General features: G+C 63.1%; 19 protein-coding genes and 1 pseudogene. 12 read left to right on the forward strand and 8 right to left on the reverse strand.

Features of this window, described 5'->3' with window-relative positions; translation table 11 throughout:
• Positions 1–22: 22 nt before the first annotated feature.
• On the forward strand, positions 23–1,210 hold the full coding sequence (gene prpF / locus BGRAMDRAFT_RS12665; RefSeq protein ID WP_006049140.1) for a 2-methylaconitate cis-trans isomerase PrpF: 1,188 nt from the start codon (positions 23–25) through the stop codon (positions 1,208–1,210).
• Between the two features lie 247 nt (positions 1,211–1,457).
• The gene (locus BGRAMDRAFT_RS12670; protein WP_006049141.1) at positions 1,458–1,898 is read left to right on the forward strand and encodes a hypothetical protein; all 441 of its coding nucleotides are present in this window, start codon (positions 1,458–1,460) and stop codon (positions 1,896–1,898) included.
• Positions 1,899–1,922: 24 nt separating this feature from the next.
• Here the strand turns inward: BGRAMDRAFT_RS12670 and copM are convergent, their stop codons facing one another.
• Positions 1,923–2,336, reverse strand: a complete 414-nt coding sequence (gene copM / locus BGRAMDRAFT_RS12675) for a CopM family metallochaperone (RefSeq protein WP_006049142.1) — start codon at positions 2,334–2,336, stop codon at positions 1,923–1,925.
• Between the two features lie 44 nt (positions 2,337–2,380).
• Complete coding sequence (locus tag BGRAMDRAFT_RS12680) at positions 2,381–2,578, reverse strand: heavy-metal-associated domain-containing protein (protein ID WP_044021031.1); 198 nt, start codon at positions 2,576–2,578, stop codon at positions 2,381–2,383.
• A 250-nt stretch (positions 2,579–2,828) separates the two neighbouring features.
• Here BGRAMDRAFT_RS12680 and BGRAMDRAFT_RS12685 point away from each other — a divergent pair, with 250 nt between their 5' ends.
• Positions 2,829–4,418, forward strand: a complete 1,590-nt coding sequence (locus tag BGRAMDRAFT_RS12685; protein ID WP_006049144.1) for a tetratricopeptide repeat protein — start codon at positions 2,829–2,831, stop codon at positions 4,416–4,418.
• A 156-nt stretch (positions 4,419–4,574) separates the two neighbouring features.
• Complete coding sequence (locus BGRAMDRAFT_RS12690; RefSeq protein ID WP_006049145.1) at positions 4,575–5,582, forward strand: zinc-dependent alcohol dehydrogenase family protein; 1,008 nt, start codon at positions 4,575–4,577, stop codon at positions 5,580–5,582.
• Between the two features lie 57 nt (positions 5,583–5,639).
• Here the strand turns inward: BGRAMDRAFT_RS12690 and BGRAMDRAFT_RS12695 are convergent, their stop codons facing one another.
• Positions 5,640–6,263: an ABC transporter ATP-binding protein gene (locus tag BGRAMDRAFT_RS12695; protein WP_044021033.1), complete on the reverse strand. Its 624-nt coding sequence runs from the start codon at positions 6,261–6,263 to the stop codon at positions 5,640–5,642.
• A 506-nt stretch (positions 6,264–6,769) separates the two neighbouring features.
• On the opposite strand from BGRAMDRAFT_RS12695, the gene BGRAMDRAFT_RS12700 reads away from it, so the two are divergent.
• Entirely contained in the window at positions 6,770–8,686 is a 1,917-nt protein-coding gene (locus BGRAMDRAFT_RS12700) for an AAA family ATPase (RefSeq protein WP_006049148.1), read from the forward strand.
• Between the two features lie 26 nt (positions 8,687–8,712).
• Here the strand turns inward: BGRAMDRAFT_RS12700 and BGRAMDRAFT_RS12705 are convergent, their stop codons facing one another.
• The 3 genes from BGRAMDRAFT_RS12705 to BGRAMDRAFT_RS34525 all read right to left on the reverse strand — a co-directional run bounded on the left by BGRAMDRAFT_RS12705 (position 8,713) and on the right by BGRAMDRAFT_RS34525 (position 10,661).
• On the reverse strand, positions 8,713–8,970 hold the full coding sequence (locus BGRAMDRAFT_RS12705) for a hypothetical protein (RefSeq protein ID WP_006049149.1): 258 nt from the start codon (positions 8,968–8,970) through the stop codon (positions 8,713–8,715).
• A 75-nt stretch (positions 8,971–9,045) separates the two neighbouring features.
• Positions 9,046–10,218 (reverse strand): acyltransferase family protein, encoded by a 1,173-nt coding sequence (locus tag BGRAMDRAFT_RS12710; RefSeq protein WP_044021035.1) that lies wholly within the window; start codon positions 10,216–10,218, stop codon positions 9,046–9,048.
• A 176-nt stretch (positions 10,219–10,394) separates the two neighbouring features.
• Complete coding sequence (locus tag BGRAMDRAFT_RS34525) at positions 10,395–10,661, reverse strand: hypothetical protein (RefSeq protein ID WP_157140615.1); 267 nt, start codon at positions 10,659–10,661, stop codon at positions 10,395–10,397.
• Positions 10,662–10,726: 65 nt separating this feature from the next.
• Here BGRAMDRAFT_RS34525 and BGRAMDRAFT_RS12715 point away from each other — a divergent pair.
• Together BGRAMDRAFT_RS12715 and BGRAMDRAFT_RS12720 are read left to right on the forward strand one after the other, a co-directional pair.
• Positions 10,727–11,826, forward strand: a pseudogene (locus BGRAMDRAFT_RS12715) (OpgC domain-containing protein).
• Positions 11,827–11,828: 2 nt separating this feature from the next.
• Entirely contained in the window at positions 11,829–13,526 is a 1,698-nt protein-coding gene (locus BGRAMDRAFT_RS12720) for a tannase/feruloyl esterase family alpha/beta hydrolase (protein WP_006049152.1), read from the forward strand.
• 227 nt (positions 13,527–13,753) lie between these two features.
• Here BGRAMDRAFT_RS12720 and BGRAMDRAFT_RS34530 read toward each other — a convergent pair whose 3' ends face one another.
• Positions 13,754–14,161: a hypothetical protein gene (locus BGRAMDRAFT_RS34530; protein ID WP_006049153.1), complete on the reverse strand. Its 408-nt coding sequence runs from the start codon at positions 14,159–14,161 to the stop codon at positions 13,754–13,756.
• Between the two features lie 402 nt (positions 14,162–14,563).
• Here BGRAMDRAFT_RS34530 and BGRAMDRAFT_RS12730 point away from each other — a divergent pair, with 402 nt between their 5' ends.
• Both BGRAMDRAFT_RS12730 and BGRAMDRAFT_RS12735 read left to right on the forward strand, forming a co-directional pair.
• Positions 14,564–15,490, forward strand: coding sequence for an ABC transporter ATP-binding protein (locus tag BGRAMDRAFT_RS12730; protein WP_006049154.1), 927 nt, complete (start codon positions 14,564–14,566; stop codon positions 15,488–15,490).
• Positions 15,487–16,248, forward strand: coding sequence for an ABC transporter permease (locus tag BGRAMDRAFT_RS12735; RefSeq protein WP_006049155.1), 762 nt, complete (start codon positions 15,487–15,489; stop codon positions 16,246–16,248). Before BGRAMDRAFT_RS12730 ends, BGRAMDRAFT_RS12735 begins: the two co-directional genes overlap by 4 nt.
• Positions 16,249–16,362: 114 nt before the next feature.
• On the opposite strand, the gene BGRAMDRAFT_RS12740 is transcribed toward BGRAMDRAFT_RS12735, so the two are convergent.
• Complete coding sequence (locus BGRAMDRAFT_RS12740; protein ID WP_006049156.1) at positions 16,363–17,361, reverse strand: helix-turn-helix transcriptional regulator; 999 nt, start codon at positions 17,359–17,361, stop codon at positions 16,363–16,365.
• A 176-nt stretch (positions 17,362–17,537) separates the two neighbouring features.
• Between BGRAMDRAFT_RS12740 and BGRAMDRAFT_RS12745 the strand changes: the two genes are divergently transcribed.
• The 3 genes from BGRAMDRAFT_RS12745 to BGRAMDRAFT_RS12755 all read left to right on the forward strand — a co-directional run bounded on the left by BGRAMDRAFT_RS12745 (position 17,538) and on the right by BGRAMDRAFT_RS12755 (position 22,725).
• A complete protein-coding gene (locus BGRAMDRAFT_RS12745) occupies positions 17,538–18,461 on the forward strand; it encodes an AraC family transcriptional regulator (protein ID WP_006049157.1) in 924 nt (307 codons plus the stop codon).
• A gap of 572 nt (positions 18,462–19,033) precedes the next feature.
• The gene (locus tag BGRAMDRAFT_RS12750) at positions 19,034–19,459 is read left to right on the forward strand and encodes a DUF3830 family protein (RefSeq protein ID WP_006049158.1); all 426 of its coding nucleotides are present in this window, start codon (positions 19,034–19,036) and stop codon (positions 19,457–19,459) included.
• Between the two features lie 407 nt (positions 19,460–19,866).
• Positions 19,867–22,725: a YadA-like family protein gene (locus tag BGRAMDRAFT_RS12755; RefSeq protein WP_044020961.1), complete on the forward strand. Its 2,859-nt coding sequence runs from the start codon at positions 19,867–19,869 to the stop codon at positions 22,723–22,725.
• The last annotated feature ends 8 nt before the right edge of the window (positions 22,726–22,733 follow it).

The following is a 22,733-nucleotide window of genomic DNA, read 5'->3' on the forward strand; positions in this document are numbered from 1 at the left end:
GATTACGTTTCAGGACACTTTCATGGCGCATCAACCGCAAATCAGGATTCCGGCCACGTACATGCGTGGCGGCACGAGCAAGGGCGTGTTTTTTCGCTTGCAGGATTTGCCCGACGCGGCGCAAATGCCCGGCGCCGCGCGCGACGCGCTGCTGCTGCGCGTGATCGGCAGCCCCGATCCGTATGGCAAGCAGATTGACGGCATGGGCGGCGCGACGTCGAGCACGAGCAAGACCGTGATCGTCGGCAAAAGCAGCAGGCCCGATCATGACGTGGATTACCTGTTCGGCCAGGTGTCGATCGACAAGCCGTTCGTCGACTGGAGCGGCAACTGCGGCAATCTGTCGGCGGCGGTCGGACCGTTCGCGATCGGCGCGGGCCTGGTCGACGCGAGCCGCATTCCGCGCGATGGCGTGGCGACCGTACGCATCTGGCAGGCGAACATCGGCAAGACGATCATTGCGCATGTGCCGATGACGAACGGCGCGGTGCAGGAAACCGGCGACTTCGAACTCGACGGCGTGACGTTTCCGGCTGCGGAAGTGCAGCTCGAATTCATGGACCCGGCCGCGGAAGAAGACGGCGCGGGCGGCTCGATGTTCCCGACGGGCAATCTCGTCGACGACCTGGACGTGCCGGGCGTCGGCACGTTGAAGGCGACGATGATCAACGCCGGCATTCCGACCATTTTCGTGAATGCCGAAGCGATCGGCTACAAGGGCACGGAGTTGCAGGACGCCATCAATAGCGATGAAAAAGCGCTGGCCATGTTTGAGACGATTCGCGCTCATGGCGCGCTGCGTATGGGACTCATTAAGAATCTGGACGAAATCGCGACGCGGCAGCACACGCCGAAAATTGCGTTCGTCGCGCGGCCCGCTGATTACGTGTCGTCGAGCGGCAAGCGGATCAATGCGGGCGATGTCGATTTGCTTGTGCGCGCAATGTCGATGGGCAAACTGCACCACGCGATGATGGGCACGGCGGCGGTCGCAATCGGCACGGCGGCGGCGATTCCGGGCACATTGGTGAACCTGGCGGCCGGCGGCGGCGAGCGCGAAGCCGTGAGATTCGGGCATCCGTCGGGCACGCTGCGAGTCGGGGCCGAGGCGGCGCTCGCAGGCGGCGAGTGGGTCGTGAAGAAGGCGGTAATGAGCCGCAGCGCGCGCGTGTTGATGGAAGGTTGGGTGAGGGTGCCCGCGGCTGTTTAGCCGTGCGACGTATCTCGGATTTGTGCGTCGATGGACGATCGCGGCTGCCAGGCTAAACGAAATAATTCGGGTGACGAAACATCGTCATATTTAGCTTGCCTGGTTGTACTTTCACGGCTCGGTACTCGCTATAATCAACAGCCCGTTGAAGAACAACCGATGACCAGGTTTGACCGCCTGCGATCGTAACCGCATCGTCCAGCAGCAGGATGCGGGCGACCCACTGATGTCTTAGAGAGATCGCACAATGAGTAAGAACAAGAAGCCGCCGCAAGCCGATTCTCGCCCGCCTGTCGATGCTCTCCAGTACGAAAAGCTCGCGTTGTCGGCTTTCCATTTCTGTGACCGGCAGATGAGCAAACTGGATACGCTGGTTGCACTTGCGTCCACGATATGTAGGAATCCTGCCGTCACGACCGACGAGCGCCTCCGTCAGCAGAGCATGCTCGAATTACTCGTCAGTACTGGCGAGCAGTATCGGCAGGAACTCGAGTGCGACCGCGAATTGTTCCAGGTTATCGGACTGGATGCAAAGGGAGTTGCCCGCAAGCGCATCACGGCGAGCCATGCAGCGCGCCTGCTGCAGGAGGCCGCGAACAGCGCGGCCGCCGAGCAGGCGGAGTCGGCAGACGACGCGTTGGCGGACGACATGGAAGCCGGTTCCGGAGCGGGCGCCACCCAGCACTGAGCGGCTCCGTCCTCGCCTGCGAGACTACTTCGCGCCGTGTTTCGCCTGCCAGCGTTGCATGAAGGCGATCTCTTCGTGCTGCGCCTTGATGATGTTCCTGGCAAGGCGCTTCAGTTCGGGGTCCTTGCCGTACTTGAGCTCGACCTGCGCCATGTCGACCGCGCCCTCGTGGTGCGGGATCATGTGCGCGACGAAGTCCTTGTCGGCGTCGCCGGTGTAGGCCGGCGCGCTCATGTTCTTCATCATCTTGTCGTCGGCGGCTTTGAATGCCGGCGTCGAGTCGCCCGAGCCGGCATCGGCCGGTGAGGACATATCCATGCCGGGCATGGACGCCGTGTGCTGCGCATGGGCAGGCACGGCGGCAACGGCGCATGCGAGGCCGGCGGATACCGATACGCATAGGACACGAAGCGGGCGAAACGCGCGAAATTTGTTCATAGTCGATTCCCGTTTAAAAGCTCTGTCGAGCGAAACATACATGATCAGTTTTTTATCGACGGATGAAAGCCCGCCGCTTCGATCGCCTCGATCAGTTGCGTGGCCGGCAGCGTCGAAGCAATCTTGACGATTTTTGTGGACACGTCGATTTCGACGGCCGCAGCCGGATCGACACCGGTGAGCGCGCGAGCGATCGAGTTGGCGCAGCCGCCGCACGACATATCTTTCACCGCTAATTCCAGTTCCATTTCGAATCTCCTGAGATAAATCTCAGGGCGATCTTGGACCTTCCCACGGGGGTAAGGTCAAGTCCGTATCCCGGCGTTTTTACTTTATTGCTGACGCCAATGTGCGCGTCCGATTCGGAACGGTCCTACACAGGTTCCCGCGCGGGGCATCGATAATCGACGCAGCTCGCAGTAACGCAGCGTTCGCAGCCCGTGCCCGGGCAACGCCTCCACGGTTCATCAACGCAATCTCATTCTTGCGATCATGCAAAGCCCAACTCCGCTGTCATCTGAAGTCTCGTCTGAAGTCATCTCGCTCTGGTTCAACGAGGCGGAGGAGGCGCGCATCGCAGGCCGGCTCGATACGGCGCAGGCGCTGCTCGACCGGATCATCATGCACGATTCGACGCACGCCGGGGCTCTTTATGCGCGTGGGCTGGTGGCGCTCGCGTCGGATCAGCTTCCGTTGGCGCAGCGCTGGATCGAGCGCGCGATCGAAGTCGAGCCGCAGCCGCCGTTCTTCGACATGCTGTGCCTCGTCCAGATCAAGCTGCGCATGTTCGCGAGCATCGCACAGACCGCGAAGGCGGGACTTGTCCATCAGCCGGATTCGCTCCCGCTTCACTACTACCTGGGCGTGGCGCTGCAATTGCAAGGGCGTGCCGACGAGGCCGCGGCTGTCTATCGGCGTTTGATCGAGCTGAAGCCGGACTACGCGCAGGCGCATGCGAACCTCGGCGTCGTCGTCAAGGATCTGGGCTCGTTGAGCGACGCGGAGCGGCATATCAGGCAAGCCATCGCGCTCGATCCCGCGAATCGCGGTGCGCGCGCGAGTCTCAGCCTGGTGCTGCTCGCGGCGGGCCGCTATGAAGAGGCGTGGCCGTACTTCGAGGAGCGCACCGCGAATTTCGTCGATGCGCGCGGGCAGCCCGCGTCGCAGGCGCCGCAACTGCCGTTGCCGCAATGGAAGGGCGAGCGCCCCGACGTGGTGGGCGGCGCGCATGGCCTGAACGCGAGCGGCGCGCGTCTGCTGGTGTTGCCCGAGCAGGGCCACGGCGACAGCCTGCAATTCGTGCGTTATCTGCCGCTCGCGCTCGAACGCTTTGCCCAGGTGGGCTATATCTGCCCGCCGTCGTTGCGGCGGCTTTACGAAGAGTCGTTGTGCGCCCGCTGGCCAGGTCTCGTGATGCTCGACGACGTCATGCCGGACATCAGCCAATGGGACTGGCAATGTCCGTTGATGTCGCTGCCGCTCGCGTTCGGCACGCGCCTCGACAACATCCCGGCCGACGCATATCTGTGCGCGGACCCGCAGCGCTCCGCGACCTGGCGCGCGAGACTCGACGCGTTGCCGCAACAAGGGCTGCCGCGCGTCGGCGTCGTGTGGGCGGGCGGTCACTCGGGGCTTACCGAAGACCGCGCACGCAGTCTGAGCTCGGCGCAAATGGCGCCATTGTTCGCGTCGTCGCCGCTTCGCTGGATCAGCTTGCAAAAGACCGACGACCTCGCGAAGCGTCCGAGCGCCGCCACGAAACCTTACTTGATCGACTGGATGGATGAAGTCGCGGACTTCGCGGACACCGCGGCGATTATCGACAACCTCGATCTGGTCATTTCCGTCGATACGTCGGTCGCGCATCTCGCCGCTGCAATGGGCAAGCCGGTCTGGCTGCTCAATCGCTTCGCCGGTTGCTGGCGCTGGCTGCGCGATCGCGAAGACAGTCCGTGGTATCCGGGCGTGCGCATCTTCACGCAGCCGGAGCGGGACAATTGGACGGACGTCATCGCGCGTATCGCCGACGAGTTGAAGCGTCGTTATGAACTGGGCAAGACGTACGGCTCTTTTGTGCGCTAGTGGGGTGGCATCGCTCGTTCGCGTTGGCCCAGTAGAACAAGCATAAACGCACGGTTCGCGATGCCGCGCTCGCCGACATGCAAAACCTGCTTGCGATATTCTTTGGCGAAGCAGGGCGCGCGTCGAGCGCCTGATAAAACCTAAAGGAGCCGCCACATGAAAGCCGTCAAGATCGGATCACCCGCCAGCGTCGATAGTCTCCAGGTCGTCGATATCAGCGATCCTGGACAGCCCGGCGCGGGCCAGCTTCGGGTTCGCATTCACGCGAGCTCGTTGAACTTCCATGACTATGGCGTCGTCAGCGGCGTGCTGCCCGCCGAGGCCGGGCGCATTCCGATGGCGGACGGCGCGGGCGTCGTCGAGGCGGTCGGCGCAGGCGTCGACGGATTCAAGGCCGGCGATCACGTGGTGTCGTGTTTCTTCCCGTTCTGGGAGAACGGCCCGCCCGCCATCGGCGACTTCACGACCACACCGGGCGACGGCGTCGACGGCTATGCGCGCGAAGTCGTCGTTTTGCCGAGCCAGTATTTCACGCATGCGCCGCAAGGCTATAGCCACGCCGAATCCGCGACCCTCACCACCGCGGGGCTCACCGCGTGGCGGGCGCTCGTGGTCGACGGTCAGTTGAAGGCGGGCGCCACGGTGCTCGTGCTCGGCACGGGCGGCGTGTCGATCTTCGCTTTGCAGCTTGCGAGAGCCATGGGCGCGTCGGTCATCGCGACGTCTTCATCGGATGCGAAGCTCGAGAAGCTGCGCGCGCTCGGCGCCGATCATACGATCAACTACCGCGACAATCCCGAATGGGGCAAGGAAGTGCGCTCGCTGACCGGCGGACGAGGCGTCGATCATGTAATCGAAGTGGGCGGTCCCGGCACGTTGCCGCAGTCGATCACGGCTTGCCGGATCGGCGGGCATATTGCGCTGATCGGCGTGCTGACGGGTCGCGCCGGCCCCGTGCCGACCGCGGCGCTGATGGCGCGGCAACAGCGGCTGCAAGGCTTGATCGTCGGCAGCCGGCAGGACCAGCGCGATATGATCCGCGCGCTCGAAGTGACGGGCATCAAGCCGGTGATCGACAGCACGTTCGAACTCGCGCAACTCGCGGATGCGTTCAGGCACGAGGCGTCGGGTGTGCACTTCGGGAAGATCTGCGTGTCGATTTGAGCTTCACGCGGGCCAGGCTCGCGCGGCGCGCCGGCGCTCAGGCGCTCAGGTGTTCAGTCAACCGCGCTGCGCGAGATCGGCAAACGTGATGCGAGTGGCCGCGCAAGCGTCGGTGAACGCGTCGTCATAGCTCGAGAAAAACACCGTGCGAGTTTGCGCGAGTGTCGTGAAGAGATCGACCAGCACGGCGCGCGCGGCGGCGTCGAGTCCACCTACGGGCTCGTCGGCGATCAGCACGCTGGTTTCGCCGAGCATCGCCGAGGTCAGAAAGAACTTCTTGCGCGTGCCGAACGACATCTGTTCGAAGCGCTTGTCCATATGCGGCGTGAGCCCGAAACAATCGGCGAGCGTCAGTGTGGCGTCGCTGACGCTCGCGTTGCGCGCCGCGGCCACGCGCTGCAAGTACTCACGGCCGGTCGGGTCGGGCGACGGCATGCAATCCTCCGGCACGTACGTCAAAAGCGATCTCGCGACGGCGGGCGCCGCGTTCACCGAATGGCCGCCGATCCAGACATCGCCGGAATCGGCTGCAAGCGCGCCGGCGAGAATCGCGAGCAAGGTGGATTTGCCGCTTCCCGACTCGTCGTTGAGCGCGACGCAACCGGCGGCGGAGTCGTGACGCAATCCCGCGAAAACGATGCGGTCGTTATAGCGCTTGCTGAGGTTTTCGAATCGAAGCATAAGTTGTGGCGTGTTGAATGTGCGTGCCGCGCAGGGGCACGTCGCCGTCTCCGCAATTAAGCGCTGACGAATGGCGAAGCCTAACAAAAAAATGCGCGCGGTCCAGAAACGAATAATCAGGAACAATTGACCGATTACCGCTCGACAGCGCATGACAAAAAATAGGGCGGGTTGAAAATGATAGGTCTACAGAATACACGGCCTTTTTTACGCTGCTAAACTGTGCGCCGGAGCAGTTTTCTACCGCATCTCATGCGCGGCTTGCGCCCTATATTCCGCCTTCATCAAACGGCGGGATAGGCGGTAGAAACAGGCCTTTTCTGCGATTTGGAAGAAGCAGCCGCACGGCATACTGGCTCGTACGCGACTGGTAAAAGGGATGCATGGTTGGGCATCCTCTCTTCCGGGCAGGCGTGGCGTCGCGAAAGCCGATTCCTCTCCCAACCGCTCATCCTCTGATTTGACATGTATTAGGGCTCGCTCGGGCCTGTTTTTGGAAGTGACTCATGAAGCCGGGAAAGAACTCGCTTGAGAAAAGACGTGCGCGCAAAATCACCGTGGCGGCCGTGGCCGCGCTCATTGCATTCGTGCTCGCATTCAGTTTGTGGCATTACCAGCAGCGCTCGGCGCAGGTCGCGCCCGCGCTAACCGGCGTCGCGAGTCAGATGCGGCACGATACGTCCGCGTGGACGCGCGAGGAGAAAGACGCGTCGCAAATGCTGCGCGACATTCACGACGCGAACGTTGCGGCAATCGGCGTGAGTCCGAGTGCGATTCTCGTGTCGAAGCGCGACGGTTCGAAGTACTTCGTGACCGACCACAACGCGACGTTCTCGCATGCGCTGCTGCTTGGCGAACCTAAAACCGGCGACGCCGCTTCCTATCAGCTCGTATGGTTGCCCGACGCGGACATTCGCACTGGCGGCTCGCGCTGGCTTCAGGTGTTCGACCAGACGCGCGACGTGATCAGCCTGCTTCTGCCGCTGCTGCTGATCGGCGGCATGGTGTGGTTCATGCGCCGCGAAATGCGCGGCGGCGCGTCGCTGTTGACGAAGGCGCCCACGCTGCGCTTCGACGACGTGATCGGCGCAAATGAAGCCAAGGCGGCGCTCGCGGACATCCGCGGTTATCTGTCGAGCCCGAAGCAATTTACGTCGATGGGTGTGCGCGCGCCGTGCGGCATTCTGATGGTGGGCGGTCCAGGCGTCGGCAAGACGCGGCTTGCGCAGGCGCTGGCCGGCGAATGCGGCGCGAACTTCATCTCGATCACGGGCAGCTATTTCAGCGCGAAGTATTACGGCGTCGGCATCCAGAAGGTCAAGCACCTGTTCGAAATGGCGCGCAAGAATGCGCCGACGGTGATCTTCATCGACGAAGCCGACGGCCTCGCGAAGCGCACGGACACAGGCGGCGGCCCTGTCGAAGCCGAGAGCAACCGCATCATCAATCAGCTGCTCGCGGAAATGGATGGTTTCGCTTCGAACGAAGGCGTGATCATCGTCGCGGCTACGAACCATCCCGACAATCTCGACGAGGCATTGCGCCGGCCTGGCCGTTTCGATCGCACGGTGCAGGTTCGCCTGCCGGATCGCGAAGATCGCGCGAAGATTTTCCGCTTCTATGCGGAGAAGCTGAAATCGAAAGCGGCGGACATCGACTACGATCAGCTCGCGCGTCTGACCACGGGTCTGTCACCCGCGACCGTCGCGATGGTCGTGAACCAGGCGGGGCTCGTCGCGCGCAAGGCCGGCGAGACGGAAATCGCGGCCAAGCATTTCATCGAGGCGATCAAGATTGCCCGTATCGGCGACGTGAGCGGCGCCGAGCGCGCGCTGACCGAAGACGAACGCACGCGCATCGCCGTGCACGAAGCGGGGCATGGTCTCGTGGCCGCGCTGCTCGGCACAGGCGTACTCGAAGAAGTCACGATTTTGCCGCGAGGCGGCGCGCTCGGCGTGGCGCTGATCACCAAGGCGCAGGACAAGCATCTGTACCGCGAGACCGAGATACGCAACGAGATCAAGGTGCTGCTCGGCGGGCGCAACGCGGAAATTCTCGCGTTCTCCGAGGCATCAAGCGGGGCGGCTTCCGATTTGCAGGAAGCGTCGCGCATCGGCCTCGACATGGTGTCCAAGTTCGGCTTTAACAGCGACGGCAATCTGTTCAGCCTCGCCGCGTTGCCTTCGCAATACGCGGGTCTTCAGATGAAGAGCGCGATCGAGCAGGCGAACGTGCTGTTGAAGGAATTGAACGAGCAGTGCTATGGCCTGCTGCATGCGTACGAGCCGGTGCTGCGCGCTATCGCCGACGAACTTCTCGAGCACGAAACGGTGCCTGGCGAGACGGTGTATCGGCTGATCAGGGAGCATAAAAGCACGCTGAAGATCGTGCACGAGCAGGAGCCTGAGCCGGAAGCCGCGTAAAAGGTGGATAAGCCGACGCCACCGCCCTATGCGAAGTCGGATGGACCCGGCGGCGGAACGCCCGGAGGCGTGTCGGTTTCGCCCAAGGGATCGCGCTTCGCTTCGTCGTCATCCGATGGCGGTGTTTCGCCTTTTTCCGGCAGCGGCTGATCAAGCCCGGGTTCGACCGGCGTCGGGATTGCATCGCCAATAGGCTTCGAGACCTCGGTGGGTGGACCGCCGGGGTCTTTTGTGTCGTCTGGCTTCTGGTCGTGCTCGTTCGGGCTATCGGGCTGAGTGGCCACGGCGCATCTCCAGTTGATTGCAGTCATGACAGGCATGCAGCAAGGCGTGTGCCGCCGGGTCGACTTCAAGCAACCTCAAGCGACCTCCGAAGCCGCATCATCGTCTGTCAGCACGCGCGCGCCGCGCTTATCCTGCTGCGGCGCTGCAGACTTCGCGTTATCCACCGAAACCCCCCGCGTCTTCAATCGAAGAATCGGCTCCTCGATCAGCCGCCATGACAGCAGCGCGAGCCCGAGCGAGATGCCGAACGACGCCGCAATTCCCAGCGTATGCGCCCACAACGGCACCGCACCGCCGAACAACGCCTGCGCGCGATGGTTGCGGGTCAGGTCGGGAATCAGGTTGTGATACAGATAGAAGCCGTAGCTGATCCGCCCGAGCCCCGCGAGCCAGCGCGCTTCCAGCAGACCCACGACGACCGCATTGCGGCAGCATGCAATCGAACACACGAGCGCCGCGATGCATACCCCGTACACGGCATTGACGACGGTGAACAGCAGCGGATCGTGCAACTCGCTCCACACCGGCTCGCTCGCGCAAAAGCCCACGAGACAAACGCTCAACGCAAACAGCGTGGCGCCGTGGCCGAGCCACGCACGCACACCGCCTGCGTCGCCGGCGACCATCAGGCCGCCCATTCCGCCGAGCGCCAATAGCCAGAAGTTGCTCAACGGATGCGTGTAGATCGTGATCTCCTGCCAATGCCCGGCGCGCATCGCGAAGAGCGCAACGAGTCCCGTCGCCGCGATCACCATGCACGCGACGAAATGGCGGCGCGCGGCAAGCAGCAACAGCAGCGGCGCGACGACGAGATAGAACTGCTCCTCGATCGCGAGACTCCACAAATGCGAGTAGCGCCCTGGCCAGTAATGCAGCACTGAGCCGATCCAGAAGTTCGACAGATAAGGGAAATGAAACGGCATGCCGCTCGCCAGTTCCGGACTCGCGATGCCGAAGAGCATCAGCACGCACATCACGGTCAGCATCAGGTAATAAATCGGGAAGATGCGCAACGTGCGGCGAAACAGAAAACGCTTCAGCTCCACGACGAACCCGCTGCCGTTTTCTTCGATGCGAAGCCGTTGTGCCGAGAGAATGCCGATAATCAGAAAGCCGCTCAGTGCAAAGAAGATCCATACGCCGAGATGGCCTATTTCGCCGATGTCGCCGAATAGCCGGTGCTGAAGAAAGACCATTAGGACTGCAATGGCGCGCAGTCCGTCGAAGCCGGCGATTCTTTTGTTCATGTGAGTGTCTTCCAATGCGAAGGCGGTGCGCGTGCGCGAACCGTTCAGGTCGGTAATGGAAGGACCGGTGCCGCGTGAATGACCGGGCACGTCTGTCCGGTCCACATGAGTGGCCGCCGTGCGGAGCATCGTTCGAGCGGGACGCGCGAACTCCGACGGTCGTGCATGAAACCATCCTACGATGAAAAAAAGCGAAAAAAATCGCACACCGCAATGTGCGGATTTTTTTCGGCGGCAATTACCGGTGCATTCGCAAATAGCTGTGAAAGCCGTAAAACTTGCCGCGCATCGAATGCGCTTTCCATCGCGAATTCTGAATTGCGTGAATCGCCGTAATCGCGCCAATCGCCTGAATCACAATTACCGCTTGCCGACAGCGCGATTTCAGATTGCCACTGCGCCACTGCAAACAGGAGGCTGCCTGTCAGCGTGCATGAACTCATCGCACGACGCCGCCCCAAACGTTATATCGTGCTGTGTTGCTGGATAACCTTGCTGCGAGAACCGAATGGACATTCGCCGCGGACGCTCCGTCGAAGTCGACTTCTTTCGCGGGGTCGTGCTGATCGTCATCGTGCTCGATCACATGCCGGGCAGCACGCTTTCGCATTTGATGCTGCATGCGTACGCGTTGTGCGATTCGGCGGAAGTGTTCGTGTTTCTCGGCGGCTATGCGTCGGCGGCGGCTTATACGGCGGTGCTCGCCACGCGCGGCGAGAAGGCCGCTAATCTGCGCTTCGTGCTGCGCTGCTGGGAAATCTACCGCGCCTATCTGTTGACGGCGCTGCTCACGCTGCTTTCGGGCGCGGTGCTCGCGTTCCTCAATCTGAATCACGCGATGATCGACCTTACCGGCTGGTCGCCTTTCGCCGCGAGGCCGCTGCATCAGGCGCTTGAAATCGCGGTGTTGCGCCGGCAGCCGTATCTGTCGAGCGTGCTGCCGATGTACGTGTTTTACGCGCTGCTGGTGCCGGCCATGGTGCCGCTGGCCATGCGCTCGCGCGTGGCGGCGCTGGCCCTGAGCGCCGCCGTATGGTGGCTCGCGCGGCCGCTTGCGGCGCTTCTAAGCATTGACGACATCGCCGACTGGGCTTTTAATCCGTTTGCGTGGCAACTGATGTTCGTGCTCGGCATCGTGTGCCGGCTCGCGCCGGTCAGCGAGCGCTTTCATGCAGGCAAGGCCGCTCGCTGGTTGACGTGGGCGGCCGTCGCCGCCGTGCTCGCGTTTGCCGCGGTTAAACTTTTCGTGCTGACGCAGCCTTTGCCCGGCACCCTTAAACAGAATCTTTCCGTGGACCGCGTGATCAATTTCATCGTCATAGCATGGCTTGCCGCGCGACTCGTGCGCTTGGGCAGCATCGCGCGGCTTGCGGAGCGCCTGCCTGCTGTCGTTACCGTGGGGCGCACGGGGCTCGTGTGTTTTGTCGGCGGCACGCTCGTGTCCCTGATCGTCGATACGGCGACGCCTCACATGTTTCATGGCTTTCGCGGCGTGCTGATCGGGCTGGCCGGCGAGTCGTCGCGATCGGCGCACTGCTGATTCTTGCGCGCGGCTGGCACGGATGGAAAGGGCAGCAACTGCGCGCGGCAGCGAGCGGGGCGCGTTGAGGATGAGGGCGCGCTCGCGCCGCACGGCTGTTCCGCGAGCTTCGCGGCTGCGCGCAATAGCAATCTCGGTCGCAATCGCGGCCACGCTTGCCGGCGTGCTGCCCGGACCCGGCTCGCGTACGGTGCTCGCCGCGCAAAAGGAGGCGCCGCTTTCGATGCGTTGCGCCGAATTCGCGGGCGCCGTCTTGCCTTCGGAACTCATCGCATTGCCGACTGCGGGCGCGCAGATCGAGAGCGCGTCGATGGTCGGCGCGACCGCGCCGGGCAATCAGCAGGGCGGCGAATACTGCCGCATCACCGGGCGCATCAAGGCGGCGAAGCCGACCACGCCCGACATCCGCTTCGACCTGAATCTGCCGCGCCACTGGAACGGCCGCGCGCTGCAAGTGGGCGGCGGCGGCTATAACGGCGTGGTGGTGAGCGGCGTCGGCGTGATGCCGTTTTCACCGGATCGCGCGCCGCTTGCGCAAGGCTATGCGACGTTCGGCGACGATTCCGGGCATGTGGGCGATTCGTCGTTGGCGGTGTTCGGTCTCGTCGACGAAGCCGTGACGAACTTCGGCTACGCGCATCTGAAGAAGACACACGACGCCGCGCTTGCGTTGATCGCGCGCGCTTATGGGCGGCCGCCGCAGCGCATGTATTTCGCCGGCGGCTCGACGGGCGGCCGCGAAGGCTACACGGTGATGCAGCGCTTTCCCGACGACTACGACGGCGTGATCGCCAATTCGCCGGCACTCAATTTTTCCGGCGTGCGGCTCATCGGCGTGAAGGTCGGCCAGGCCGAATATGCGACGCCGGGCGGCTTCATTCCACCGCTGCTGCTGGATCATGTGTATCGACGAACGCTTGCGGTTTGCGACCGGCTCGACGGCGCCGCCGACGGCATCGTGAGCGACGTCGCCGCATGCCGGGAGCATGAAGCGGAGATCGTCGATTCGTTGCGTTGCGCGGGGCACACATTCTCACGCGACGAATGCGTCACCGAGCCGCAACTCGCTACGTTGATGGTGCTGCGCGATGGTTTGTCGCTGCCGTACAAGCTCGCCTGGAATGTCGGCGGCTATCGCGGTTACAACGTTTTTCAGGGCACGTATTTCGCGGGTTCACTGGGCCTCGGGCACCAGGCCGAACGGCTCGCGACGCCGAGATTCTTCGCCAACGGTTACCTGTTTGCGCAGGGCGACGGCTATGTGCGTTACTTCGTTGCACACGACGCGGACTTCGACTCGCTGAAGTTCGATCCGCTACGTCCGGGCAAATATCGCGCGCAATTGGTCGCGCTGTCGCAGACCATCGGCGCAATGAACACGGATCTCGCGCGCTACATTGCGCGCGGCGGCAAGCTCATCACGCTGCAAGGTCTCGCGGACGAAGTCATCAGCCCGAATCAGACGATTGCCTACCGTCAGGCGCTCGTCGATCGTTACGGTGTGGACGAGGTCAACCGTTTCATGCGTCTGTACATGGTGCCGGGTTTTCAGCATGGCAGCGGCGCGTTCGTGCCGTCGGTGGATCTGCTTGGCGCGCTCGATAGCTGGGTCACGCGCGGCGCGTCGCCGGAAACGCTGATCGCCACCGATATCGCCGCCGCGACCAATGGACGCTCGCGACCGTTGTGCCGCTATCCGACGTTTCCGCGTTACGCGGGCAAGGGCAATGTGAATCTCGCGAGCAGCTTCGTATGCGCGGAGCCGTGACGGCGAGCCGTAAAGCGAAGCGCGACTTCTTTACATTGGAGCCGTTGCAAAATCCACCATCGACGCTGGAGCATTGCAAGCGCTCGGATTGCGGGTGAAAAAACAAATGGACGGCGATGCCGTCAAGCGGCGCCGCCGTCCATCTTTCCACGCGCTCTTAAATCAGGGCCTCGAATTCAATCAACCGCTTGAGGCTCGAGCGCCGACTTCCCTCAGGCTTCCCTCAATTACTGCCCGTTCTGCATCGTACCGCTCGTGCCGCTGCGCGTACCGTTGCTCATGCTGCCGCTATTCGAACGGTTCGTGGTCGCGCTGTTCGGCGATGCGCCGGTGCCCGTGCCCATGCCGCCGCCGGTGCCGGTCACGCCCGGCGAGCCATAGCCGGAATCGCCGGGGTGCTTCATCGTGCCGGGGCCGACGCCTGGCGCCGCGGTGCCGCCCGCGCCGCCCGTCGTGCCGCCGCCGGCGCCCACGCCGTTACCGCCGCCCGAGCCGCCCGCACCCGCTGCCGCACCACCGCCGCCCATGCCGCCGCTACCGCCGGCACCGGCACCGCCGCCCGCTTGTGCAAAGGCTCCGCCCGAGAGTGCCATTACGAGCGCTGAAGCAAAAATCGTTTTGGTAAAGCGTTTCATGGTTCATCTCCATAGAGTCGATTGATGTCACGCGAGCGCCTTGCACTCACATGAACAAACTGCCGCAAGCACTGTGCCTTGGATGCCGGCGCGACGCGCACGGGCGCAGCAGCACGGCTGAAATCGAGCACGCGGCGTTCCCGGGACGGTGGCGGCGGGAGTCTGCTGGGCGAGCGGGAACGGTGCGGGAGACGACGCGCGTCGCGCGGATATCGTTATGGAAACCGAACTATCTTGCGCTGCAGCGAAACGGCTCGGCGATGAGTTCGGCCGCGCGCGACTTCCCGTAGACTTCGATCCGTTGCGCTGCAGGCTTTCGCAGTTTCCATTACATTGCGGGTGCGGCCGCGCTTGCGCGTCATTTCATCCACTTAAACAACGGTGTCTGCCATCGTCGAATCCATGCAGCCAATCGTCTCAGTCACGAATCTGTCGAAAACCTATGCAAGCGGTTTTCAGGCGCTCAAAAACATCAACCTCGGGATCAACCGCGGAGAAATCTTTGCCCTCCTGGGGCCAAACGGGGCGGGCAAGACCACGCTCATCAGCATCATCTGCGGCATTGTCAACGCGAGCGAAGGCAGCGTGATGGTGGACGGCCGCGATATCGCCGCCGACTATCGCGGCGCGCGCTCGCTGATCGGCCTCGTGCCGCAGGAACTCACCACCGATTCGTTCGAAACCGTCTGGGCGACCGTCTCATTCAGCCGCGGCCTGTTCGGCAAGCCGAAGAATCCCGCGCATATCGAGAAGGTGCTGCGCGATCTGTCGCTGTGGGAAAAGCGCAATAGCAAGATTATTACGCTGTCGGGCGGCATGAAGCGGCGCGTGCTGATCGCGAAGGCGCTGTCGCACGAACCGCGCGTGCTGTTCCTCGACGAACCCACGGCCGGTGTCGACGTCGAATTGCGCCGCGATATGTGGAAGCTCGTGCGTTCGCTCGCGGCAAGCGGCGTGACGATCATCCTGACCACGCATTACATCGACGAAGCCGAGGAAATGGCGGATCGCATCGGCGTGATCAACGGCGGCGAGATCATGCTCGTCGAAGAGAAGACCGAACTCATGCGCAAGCTCGGCAAGAAGCAGTTGACGCTGCAACTGGAGAGTCCGCTCGACGCACTGCCGCCCGCGCTCGCCGGCTACGGGCTCGATGTCGCCAAAGGCGGCAACGAACTGATCTACACCTATGAAGGCGACGGCGGCCGCACGGACATCATCGCGCTGCTCAAGGCGCTCGACGACGCCAGCATCCGTTTCAAGGACCTGCACACCACGCAGAGTTCGCTTGAAGACATCTTCGTGAGCCTGCTTCGAGGTAATCAATGAACATCTACGCCATTCGCGCGATCTACAAGTTCGAGATGGCGCGCACCTGGCGCACGCTGATGCAAAGCATCATCGCGCCGGTGATTTCCACGTCGCTTTACTTTGTCGTGTTCGGCGCGGCCATCGGCTCGCGTATCAAGGAAGTGGACGGCATCAGCTACGGCGCGTTCATCGTGCCGGGGTTGATCATGTTGTCGCTGCTGTCGCAAAGTATTTCGAACGCGTCGTTCGGCATTTACTTTCCGCGCTTTACCGGCACCATCTACGAGTTGTTGTCCGCGCCCGTGTCGTATCTCGAGATTGTCGTGAGTTATGTGGGCGCGGCGGCTACCAAGTCGATCCTGCTCGGGCTCATCATTCTCGCCACCGCGGGCCTGTTCGTGCCGCTGCAAGTGCAGCATCCGTTCTGGATGATCCTGTTTCTCGTGCTGACCGCGGTCACGTTCAGTCTGCTCGGGTTCATCATCGGCATCTGGGCGGATAGTTTCGAGAAGCTGCAACTCGTGCCGCTGCTGATCATCACGCCGCTGACGTTCCTCGGCGGCAGCTTCTATGCGGTGAACATGCTGCCGCCGTTCTGGAAGATCGTGACGCTGTTCAATCCGATCGTCTATCTGGTGAGCGGATTCCGCTGGAGCTTCTACGGTCTCGCGGATGTCAACGTCGAAATAAGCCTCGCCATGACGGCGCTCTTTCTCGCGGTGTTTCTTGCGATCGTTGCGTGGATCTTCAAGACGGGCTACCGGTTGAAGAGCTAGGCGCAAAGCGCACGCATTAAAAAAACGGCGTGGCGGCGGGAAGCCGCCACGCCGTTTTCGTGGCCTGCCTGCACTACGTGCGTGCTCCGTGCGTACTCCGCGTACTACCCGCGGCTACGACACGTAGGCCTTCGCGACGTTGATCAGTTGCACGCGATTGCGCACATTGAACAACTGCCGCAAGCGGCGCAGATGGTAGTCCACATTGTGCGGCGACAGCCCGAGGAAATACGCGATTTCCTTGTCGCGCTGCCCCTGAACCACCGCCTTCAGCACCGCGTGCTGCAACTCGCTCAACGTCACGCGATGCTGCTGCGCGGGCGTCATGCCGATCACGCTCTTCGCGTGCGTCCAGATGAACTCATGAATCGTGTGCGCGAACATCAGCGTTTCGGCCACGATCGATTCGGTCATCCAGCGCGGATTGGCGATCTCCGAGTTAAAGCACAGGCTCGCGCTCAGTTCCGGCTCGGGCAGCGGCATCTGCGTGAGAATGCCGCTTTTGCGCCCGGTTGCCTCCAGCATGTCGATCAGCCCGCCGAGCCGCTCGCTGCGCATTTGCGCACGCGGCAGATCGGCGCGCATGTCGACCGTGTTCCAGAGGAACGGCATGCCGGTCGGCGATGCGAGCGCCACGCGCGGATCGAGCTCGAAATAACGCTCGCGGAAATAGCGCGTGAGCCAGCTTTGCGACTCGTAGCTTGTCAGCACGAACATGGTCTTGCGATGCGCCGACGTGCGCGTGGCCGTATAGCTGAACGAGTTGAAGCCCAGTTGCCTGATGCGCTGCCGCACGAATTCGATGCGGTCCTGCGCACTGCCGAAACGCACCAGCGGACTGATGACCGGCGCGCGCCGCGCGGCCGGCGCAGGCGTGCCGATCTCTTCCTCGGTGAACAGCGTGAGGAAGCCTGCGGGCGCCGCGCCTGTTGCCGCGCGGCCAGATACGATCGATGCTTCAGCCGCGTGGGCTGACTTCGCGGCCTGCCGCGTACCGGCCGGGTAGGCCGGTTGTGCGGTGACCGCTGGGTTGTATGCTGCCGACGCATGGCCGGCTTCGCCCTGCGGCGAACCGGTCAGCCAATGCGGCAGCGTATCGCATTCGTGTTCCATGAAACGGTAGCTCCGGCGTTCGAAACGCGTGAAAGACGACAACCTGAATGATTAGCTATTTCCAAAAATTACGGTAGCCGGTTCCTTGCTATCATTTTTGCGATCTTGCGCTGACAGCCAACCAGCCACGCGGGTTTGACGGGTTTCTCTCATTTGCATACGGCACCTCCTTGGGAATGGACGTGAAGACACGAATTCCAAAGCTGACAACGACGCTTGCCTACGACCGCTACATGGCGGGCCAGAAACTGGTGTCGAGCGTGGATCGCCCGTGGCGGCATCTGGTGTTGCGCTCCTATCTCGAGCCGGACGAGCAGGAACTGCTGGAAGCGCCCGGCCTGCAGGACCTCACGCTGATGACGCTGGCAAGCGGCGCCGAGCATCTCGAGCGCAATCTGAACGGGCGCTGGGAAAGCGCCGAACTGCGAGTGGGCGAACTCTGGTATGTGCCGCCCGCGCCGATTTCCTGGCGCTGGCGTTCGATCAGCGATGAGCCGCTGTCGACCGTCCATTTACATATCGAGCGCAGCCTGATCGACAGCGTCGCAGATCAGATGGAGCTCGGCGGGTCGTGCCGCGAACTGTCGCTCGGCGACGCGATGCGGTTTCACGATCCGCTGGTCGCCGCGATGCTTTCTGCATTGCATCGCGCCGCCAGTGATCCGGCCGACTCGCGCCTGTATGTCGATGCGCTGGTTCACGCGCTCGCCGCGCATCTTCTTCAACATTATTCGCGCGGCCGGGAAGCGGGCACGGCGCGCTTCGAGCAACCCGAACGGCTGGTGCCGCGCCGCATCCGGCGTGTAACCGATTACATCCGGGCGAATCTCAGTGCGGACCTGACCATCGGCGAACTTGCCGCGCAGGCCGGCTTAAGCAGCTTCCACTTTGCTCGCGTGTTCCGCCGCGAAACCGGCGAAACGCCGCATCAATACGTGACGCGCTTGCGACTCGAAGAAGCGGCCAGGCTCTTGCGTTCGACCGATCAGACCGTGCAGCAGATCTCAATTGCGGTTGGTTACGAGAATGCCAGTCATTTCTCCGTGCAGTTCAAGCGTGATTACGGCGTGACGCCGCTGGCTTACCGGTTGCGCGGCTGACGTGCGGACCGTGCGGCGCCTGCGCCGGTAAGCGATCAGCAACGGACAAGCAGCCGACCAGCAAAATGGCCAGTTCAGCCTCAGACAGGTTATTGGGCAAGGGCCGGCAACGGCCGGCAACACTAGGCAACAGCGGCAACAGCCGGTGATGGACGGCGTCCGCTGCGCTCGCCGCTGCGAGCGGTGCCCTCCGATGCATGGCGGCGCTGCGCCTCTTGTTCGCGCTTTGGTTTGGCGGCCCGCCGGACTGCGCCACGCAGGAAGAAGCGAAGCTGGAAGCCGTCTGTAGGAATCACGCGCCTTTCGAAGTGTGCTGTGCATTGCGCGGCTTGCAAACTACGAACTTTCGTGGCGCGACAACCTGCAAAGCTGGCATGGCCATGCTATGTCGACTCACGCACGGTCCGATCGGCGCGTGGCGCTTGCGGTCGAACTGGCCTGACCGGGCCATTGGGAACTGTATCTGTCGAACCCTTGCACAGCACGACAGAATGACCAGCCCACGGCTTGGCCCGAGCCGCGTCTGACCGACCACTTCATCCAACGTTCACCGTCATACCGGATATCAAGCGATGACCCGACTTCGAATCACCTCCTGCGGCCATGTCTTTATCGCCGAAACGAACCCCGACGCGCCGCAAACCGTGGCCGCTTTCCTGAAGCTGTTGCCGTACCGGCAGAAGATCATCCACGTACGCTGGAGCGGCGAAGGCTGCTGGGTGCCGCTCGGCGAATTCAAGCTCGAGAACGACGGCGCGGCGGTCGGCTTCGAAAATCACACGAGCCATCCGTCGATCGGCGACATTCTGTTTTATCCGGGCGGCTATAGCGAAACCGAAATTCTGATCGCCTACGGCTCGTGCTGCTTCGCGAGCAAGATGGGACAGCTCGCGGGCAACCACTTCCTGACCATCGTCGAAGGTAAGGAGAAGCTGCGCGAAGTCGGCGTAAAGGTTTTGTGGGAAGGCGCGCAAGACGTGCTGTTCGAAAAGATCTGAGCATCGCCGGGCGTTTTTCGGACGCCATGTAAGTTGCACGCGCGGCGTCTGCGTCGCGCGTTCATGCTTTGATTGCGAGCCGGCATCGACGGGCTCGCATTTCCTCCATGCCGGTTCTCGGCCACTCTCAGCATTCGACTAAAAACGCTTAATCGTCCGCATTCGGGATTAAGAGCTTTGGCAGTTTTCGTCTGAATCGCACTATGCCATTTAGCTAATTAAAGCTAAAAAATCGCTTTTAGGATTAATCGTATTCGCGAACCGCGGACGCGGTTGCACACTCGTCGCTCCAGCCTTGTTGGCCAGGTAAAAGCGCAGTGCGTCCTGAGTCTGTTTAGTCGATTAAATACTTAGGATGGCATAAGAAAAGTCTCGGCAAGAGACAGTAAATAAAAAGAATGGGAGGAATGTTGAACAAGACCTATAAAGCTGTATGGAATGAAGCGAGGCGCGTCTATGTGGCCGCATCGGAAGTCACGAAAAGCGGGGGTGCGAAGTGCGCTTCGGTATGCCGGGCGCTGGCCGCCGCGGCGGCGGGCTTGCTCGGCGCGCTGGTGTTCGCGCAACCGGCCGGCGCCCAGGAGTGCGCGCCTTCCGGCTGCCCGAATGTCGCCGACGCGCTGTTCTACGATAGCGACGCGCACGACAGCGCGACGCTCGGCAATGCGGGCACACCAGTCAGAGTGACGAACGTCGCGCAAGGCGCGCTCAACGCCTACAGCACGGACGCGGTAACGGGCGCGCAACTGCACGCCACGAACGATGCCGTCTCGCAGAACGCGGCGAGCATCTCGGACCTCGCGGGCAACATCGAAAGCGGTCAGACAGGACTTGCGCGGCAGGACCTGGGCACGCGCAATCTGAGCATTGGCGCGGGCACCGATGGCGCGTCCGTGGACTTCACCGGAACCGGCGGGCCGCGCGAACTGCGCGGCGTCGCGGCGGGGACGACTGCTCAATCGGCGGTCAACGTTACGCAGCTTAAGGAAGTCGTGTCGACGCTCGGCGGCGGCGCGTCGGTGAGCGCGAGCGGCTCGACCGTCGGCCCGCGGTACTACATGCAGTCGGGCACGCAAACCACCGTCGGCGGCGCGCTGAGTTCACTCGATACGGGCGTCGTCACGCTGCAGTCGCAAGTCGTGGCGGGCAGCATCGGTCTCATCAAGCAGGACCTCGGAACGCGCGACATTCTGGTCGCGCCGTCGTCGACGGGTATCCGGATGAACGTCGCCGGCCTCAACGGCAACCGCACGCTTACAGGGCTCGCGCGCGGCGCGATCGACGCGTCCAGCAACGACGCGGTCAATGGCGCGCAGCTTTACGGCAATGCCGCGAGCGTGGCGGCCGCGCTCGGCGGCGAGGCGGCGGTCAAGGCGGACGGCACGGTCAAGCCGCCGCTTTACACCATCGGCGGAAACACGTTTGGCGACGTCGGCTCGGCGCTCGCGGCGGCCGTCAACACGAGCGTGACAACCAGCACCACGGCGAGTGCCGCAGCAAGCGCGAAGACGATTGCGGCGGCCACGGCGGACTCCGTCCAGTACAACTCCGCCGCGCACGACACCCTGACGCTCGGCAACGCCGGCGCGCCGGTCCGCGTGACCAACGTACGCGCCACGAGGCTGGACAGCGACAGCCTGGACGCGGTGAACGGCGGCCAACTGTTCGCGACCAATCAGGCGGTGGCGCAAAACAGCGACAACATTGCAAGCCTAGATCGGCGCGTCGGCAGCAACGCGACCGACATTTCAAATCTCGACCAGCGCGTGAGCGTCAACACGACGAAGATATCGGGCCTCGACACGCGCACTACAGCGCTCGAAGGCAACGTGACGAACGTGGCGAAGCAGATCACGAACGGCGAGATCGGGCTCGTCCAGCAGGACCTGACCTCGCGCGTCATTAGCGTCGGGCAAGATGCGGGCGGCGCGCGCGTCGACTTCGCGGGCAGGAGTGGCGCGCGTCAATTGACCGGCGTCGCGGCGGGCCTGGCCGACACGTCCGCGGTCAACTTTGCGCAGTTGAGGCCGGTGGTCGCCGGGCTTGGAGGCGGCGTACAGGTCAATATCGACGGCTCCGTGACCGGCCCGTCGTATCACGTGCAAGGCGGCACGCAGAAGAACGTCGGCGACGCGCTCGATTCGCTCGACAGCGGGCTCAGCACACTGCAGCAGAACGTCCAGCAGGGCGGCGCCGGCATGGTGACGCAAGACCCGTCTTCGCGCGTGATCAAGATCGGCGCTTCGACCGACGGCCGGGCGATCAATGTGGCGGGCACGCAGGGCAACCGCGTCGTGACCGGCGTCGGGCGCGGCTCGCTCAACGCGGCGAGCACCGACGCGGTCAACGGCTCGCAACTGTTCGCGCAAGCCGCGAGCACGGCGACGGCGCTCGGCGGCGGCTCGACGGTGAACGCGGACGGCTCGGTCAGCGCGCCTTCGTACAAGGTGGGCGGCCAGGTCGTCAACAACGTCGGCGGCGCGCTCGGCAATCTGGACGGCCGCGTCACGCAAAACAGCAACGACATTGCGGGTTTGCAGAACACGGTTGGCCGCATCAACGGAACGGTGGCGAATGCCGTTCAGTACGACAGTTCCGCGCACGACAAGATGACGCTCGGCGGCACGGCGGCGAATGCGCCGGCCGTGCAGTTGACCAACCTGAAGAACGGCGAAGTATCGGCAACCAGCAGCGATGCGGTAACCGGCGCGCAGCTCTGGCAAACCAATCAGCAGATCAGCAGCATCGACCAGACCGTCAGAAACTATGCGACGAGCGGCAACGGCTATACGGCCGTGAACAGTTCCGCGAGTGCGCCGCAGGCGACCGGCAACGGTTCTGTGGCGGTCGGCGGCGGAGCGAAAGCGTCGGCGGCGAACACCGTCGCGCTAGGCGAAGGTTCGGTCGCGGATCAGCCGAACACGGTTTCCGTCGGCTCGTCGGGCAACGAGCGCCGCATCACGAACCTCGCCGCAGGCCAGGCGCCGGGCGACGCCGTCAACATGCAGCAGTTCCAGGGCGGCATGGGCGATCTGGCGCGGCGTGCGTATGCGGGAACGGCGTCCGCGATGGCAATGACCATGGTCCCCGAAGTCGACGCGACGAAGAACCTCGCCATCGGCGTAGGCACGGCGGGTTACATGGGTTATCAGGCGGTGGCCGTGGGGCTGTCGGCGCGCGTCGCGCAGAACTTCAAGGTGAAGCTGAGCGCGGGCATCAGTTCGGTGACCACGGCGGTCGGCGCCGGCGCCGCTTATCAGTGGTAGCAAGGGAA

The organism is Paraburkholderia graminis C4D1M (assembly GCF_000172415.1).
GTDB classification, from domain to species: domain Bacteria; phylum Pseudomonadota; class Gammaproteobacteria; order Burkholderiales; family Burkholderiaceae; genus Paraburkholderia; species Paraburkholderia graminis.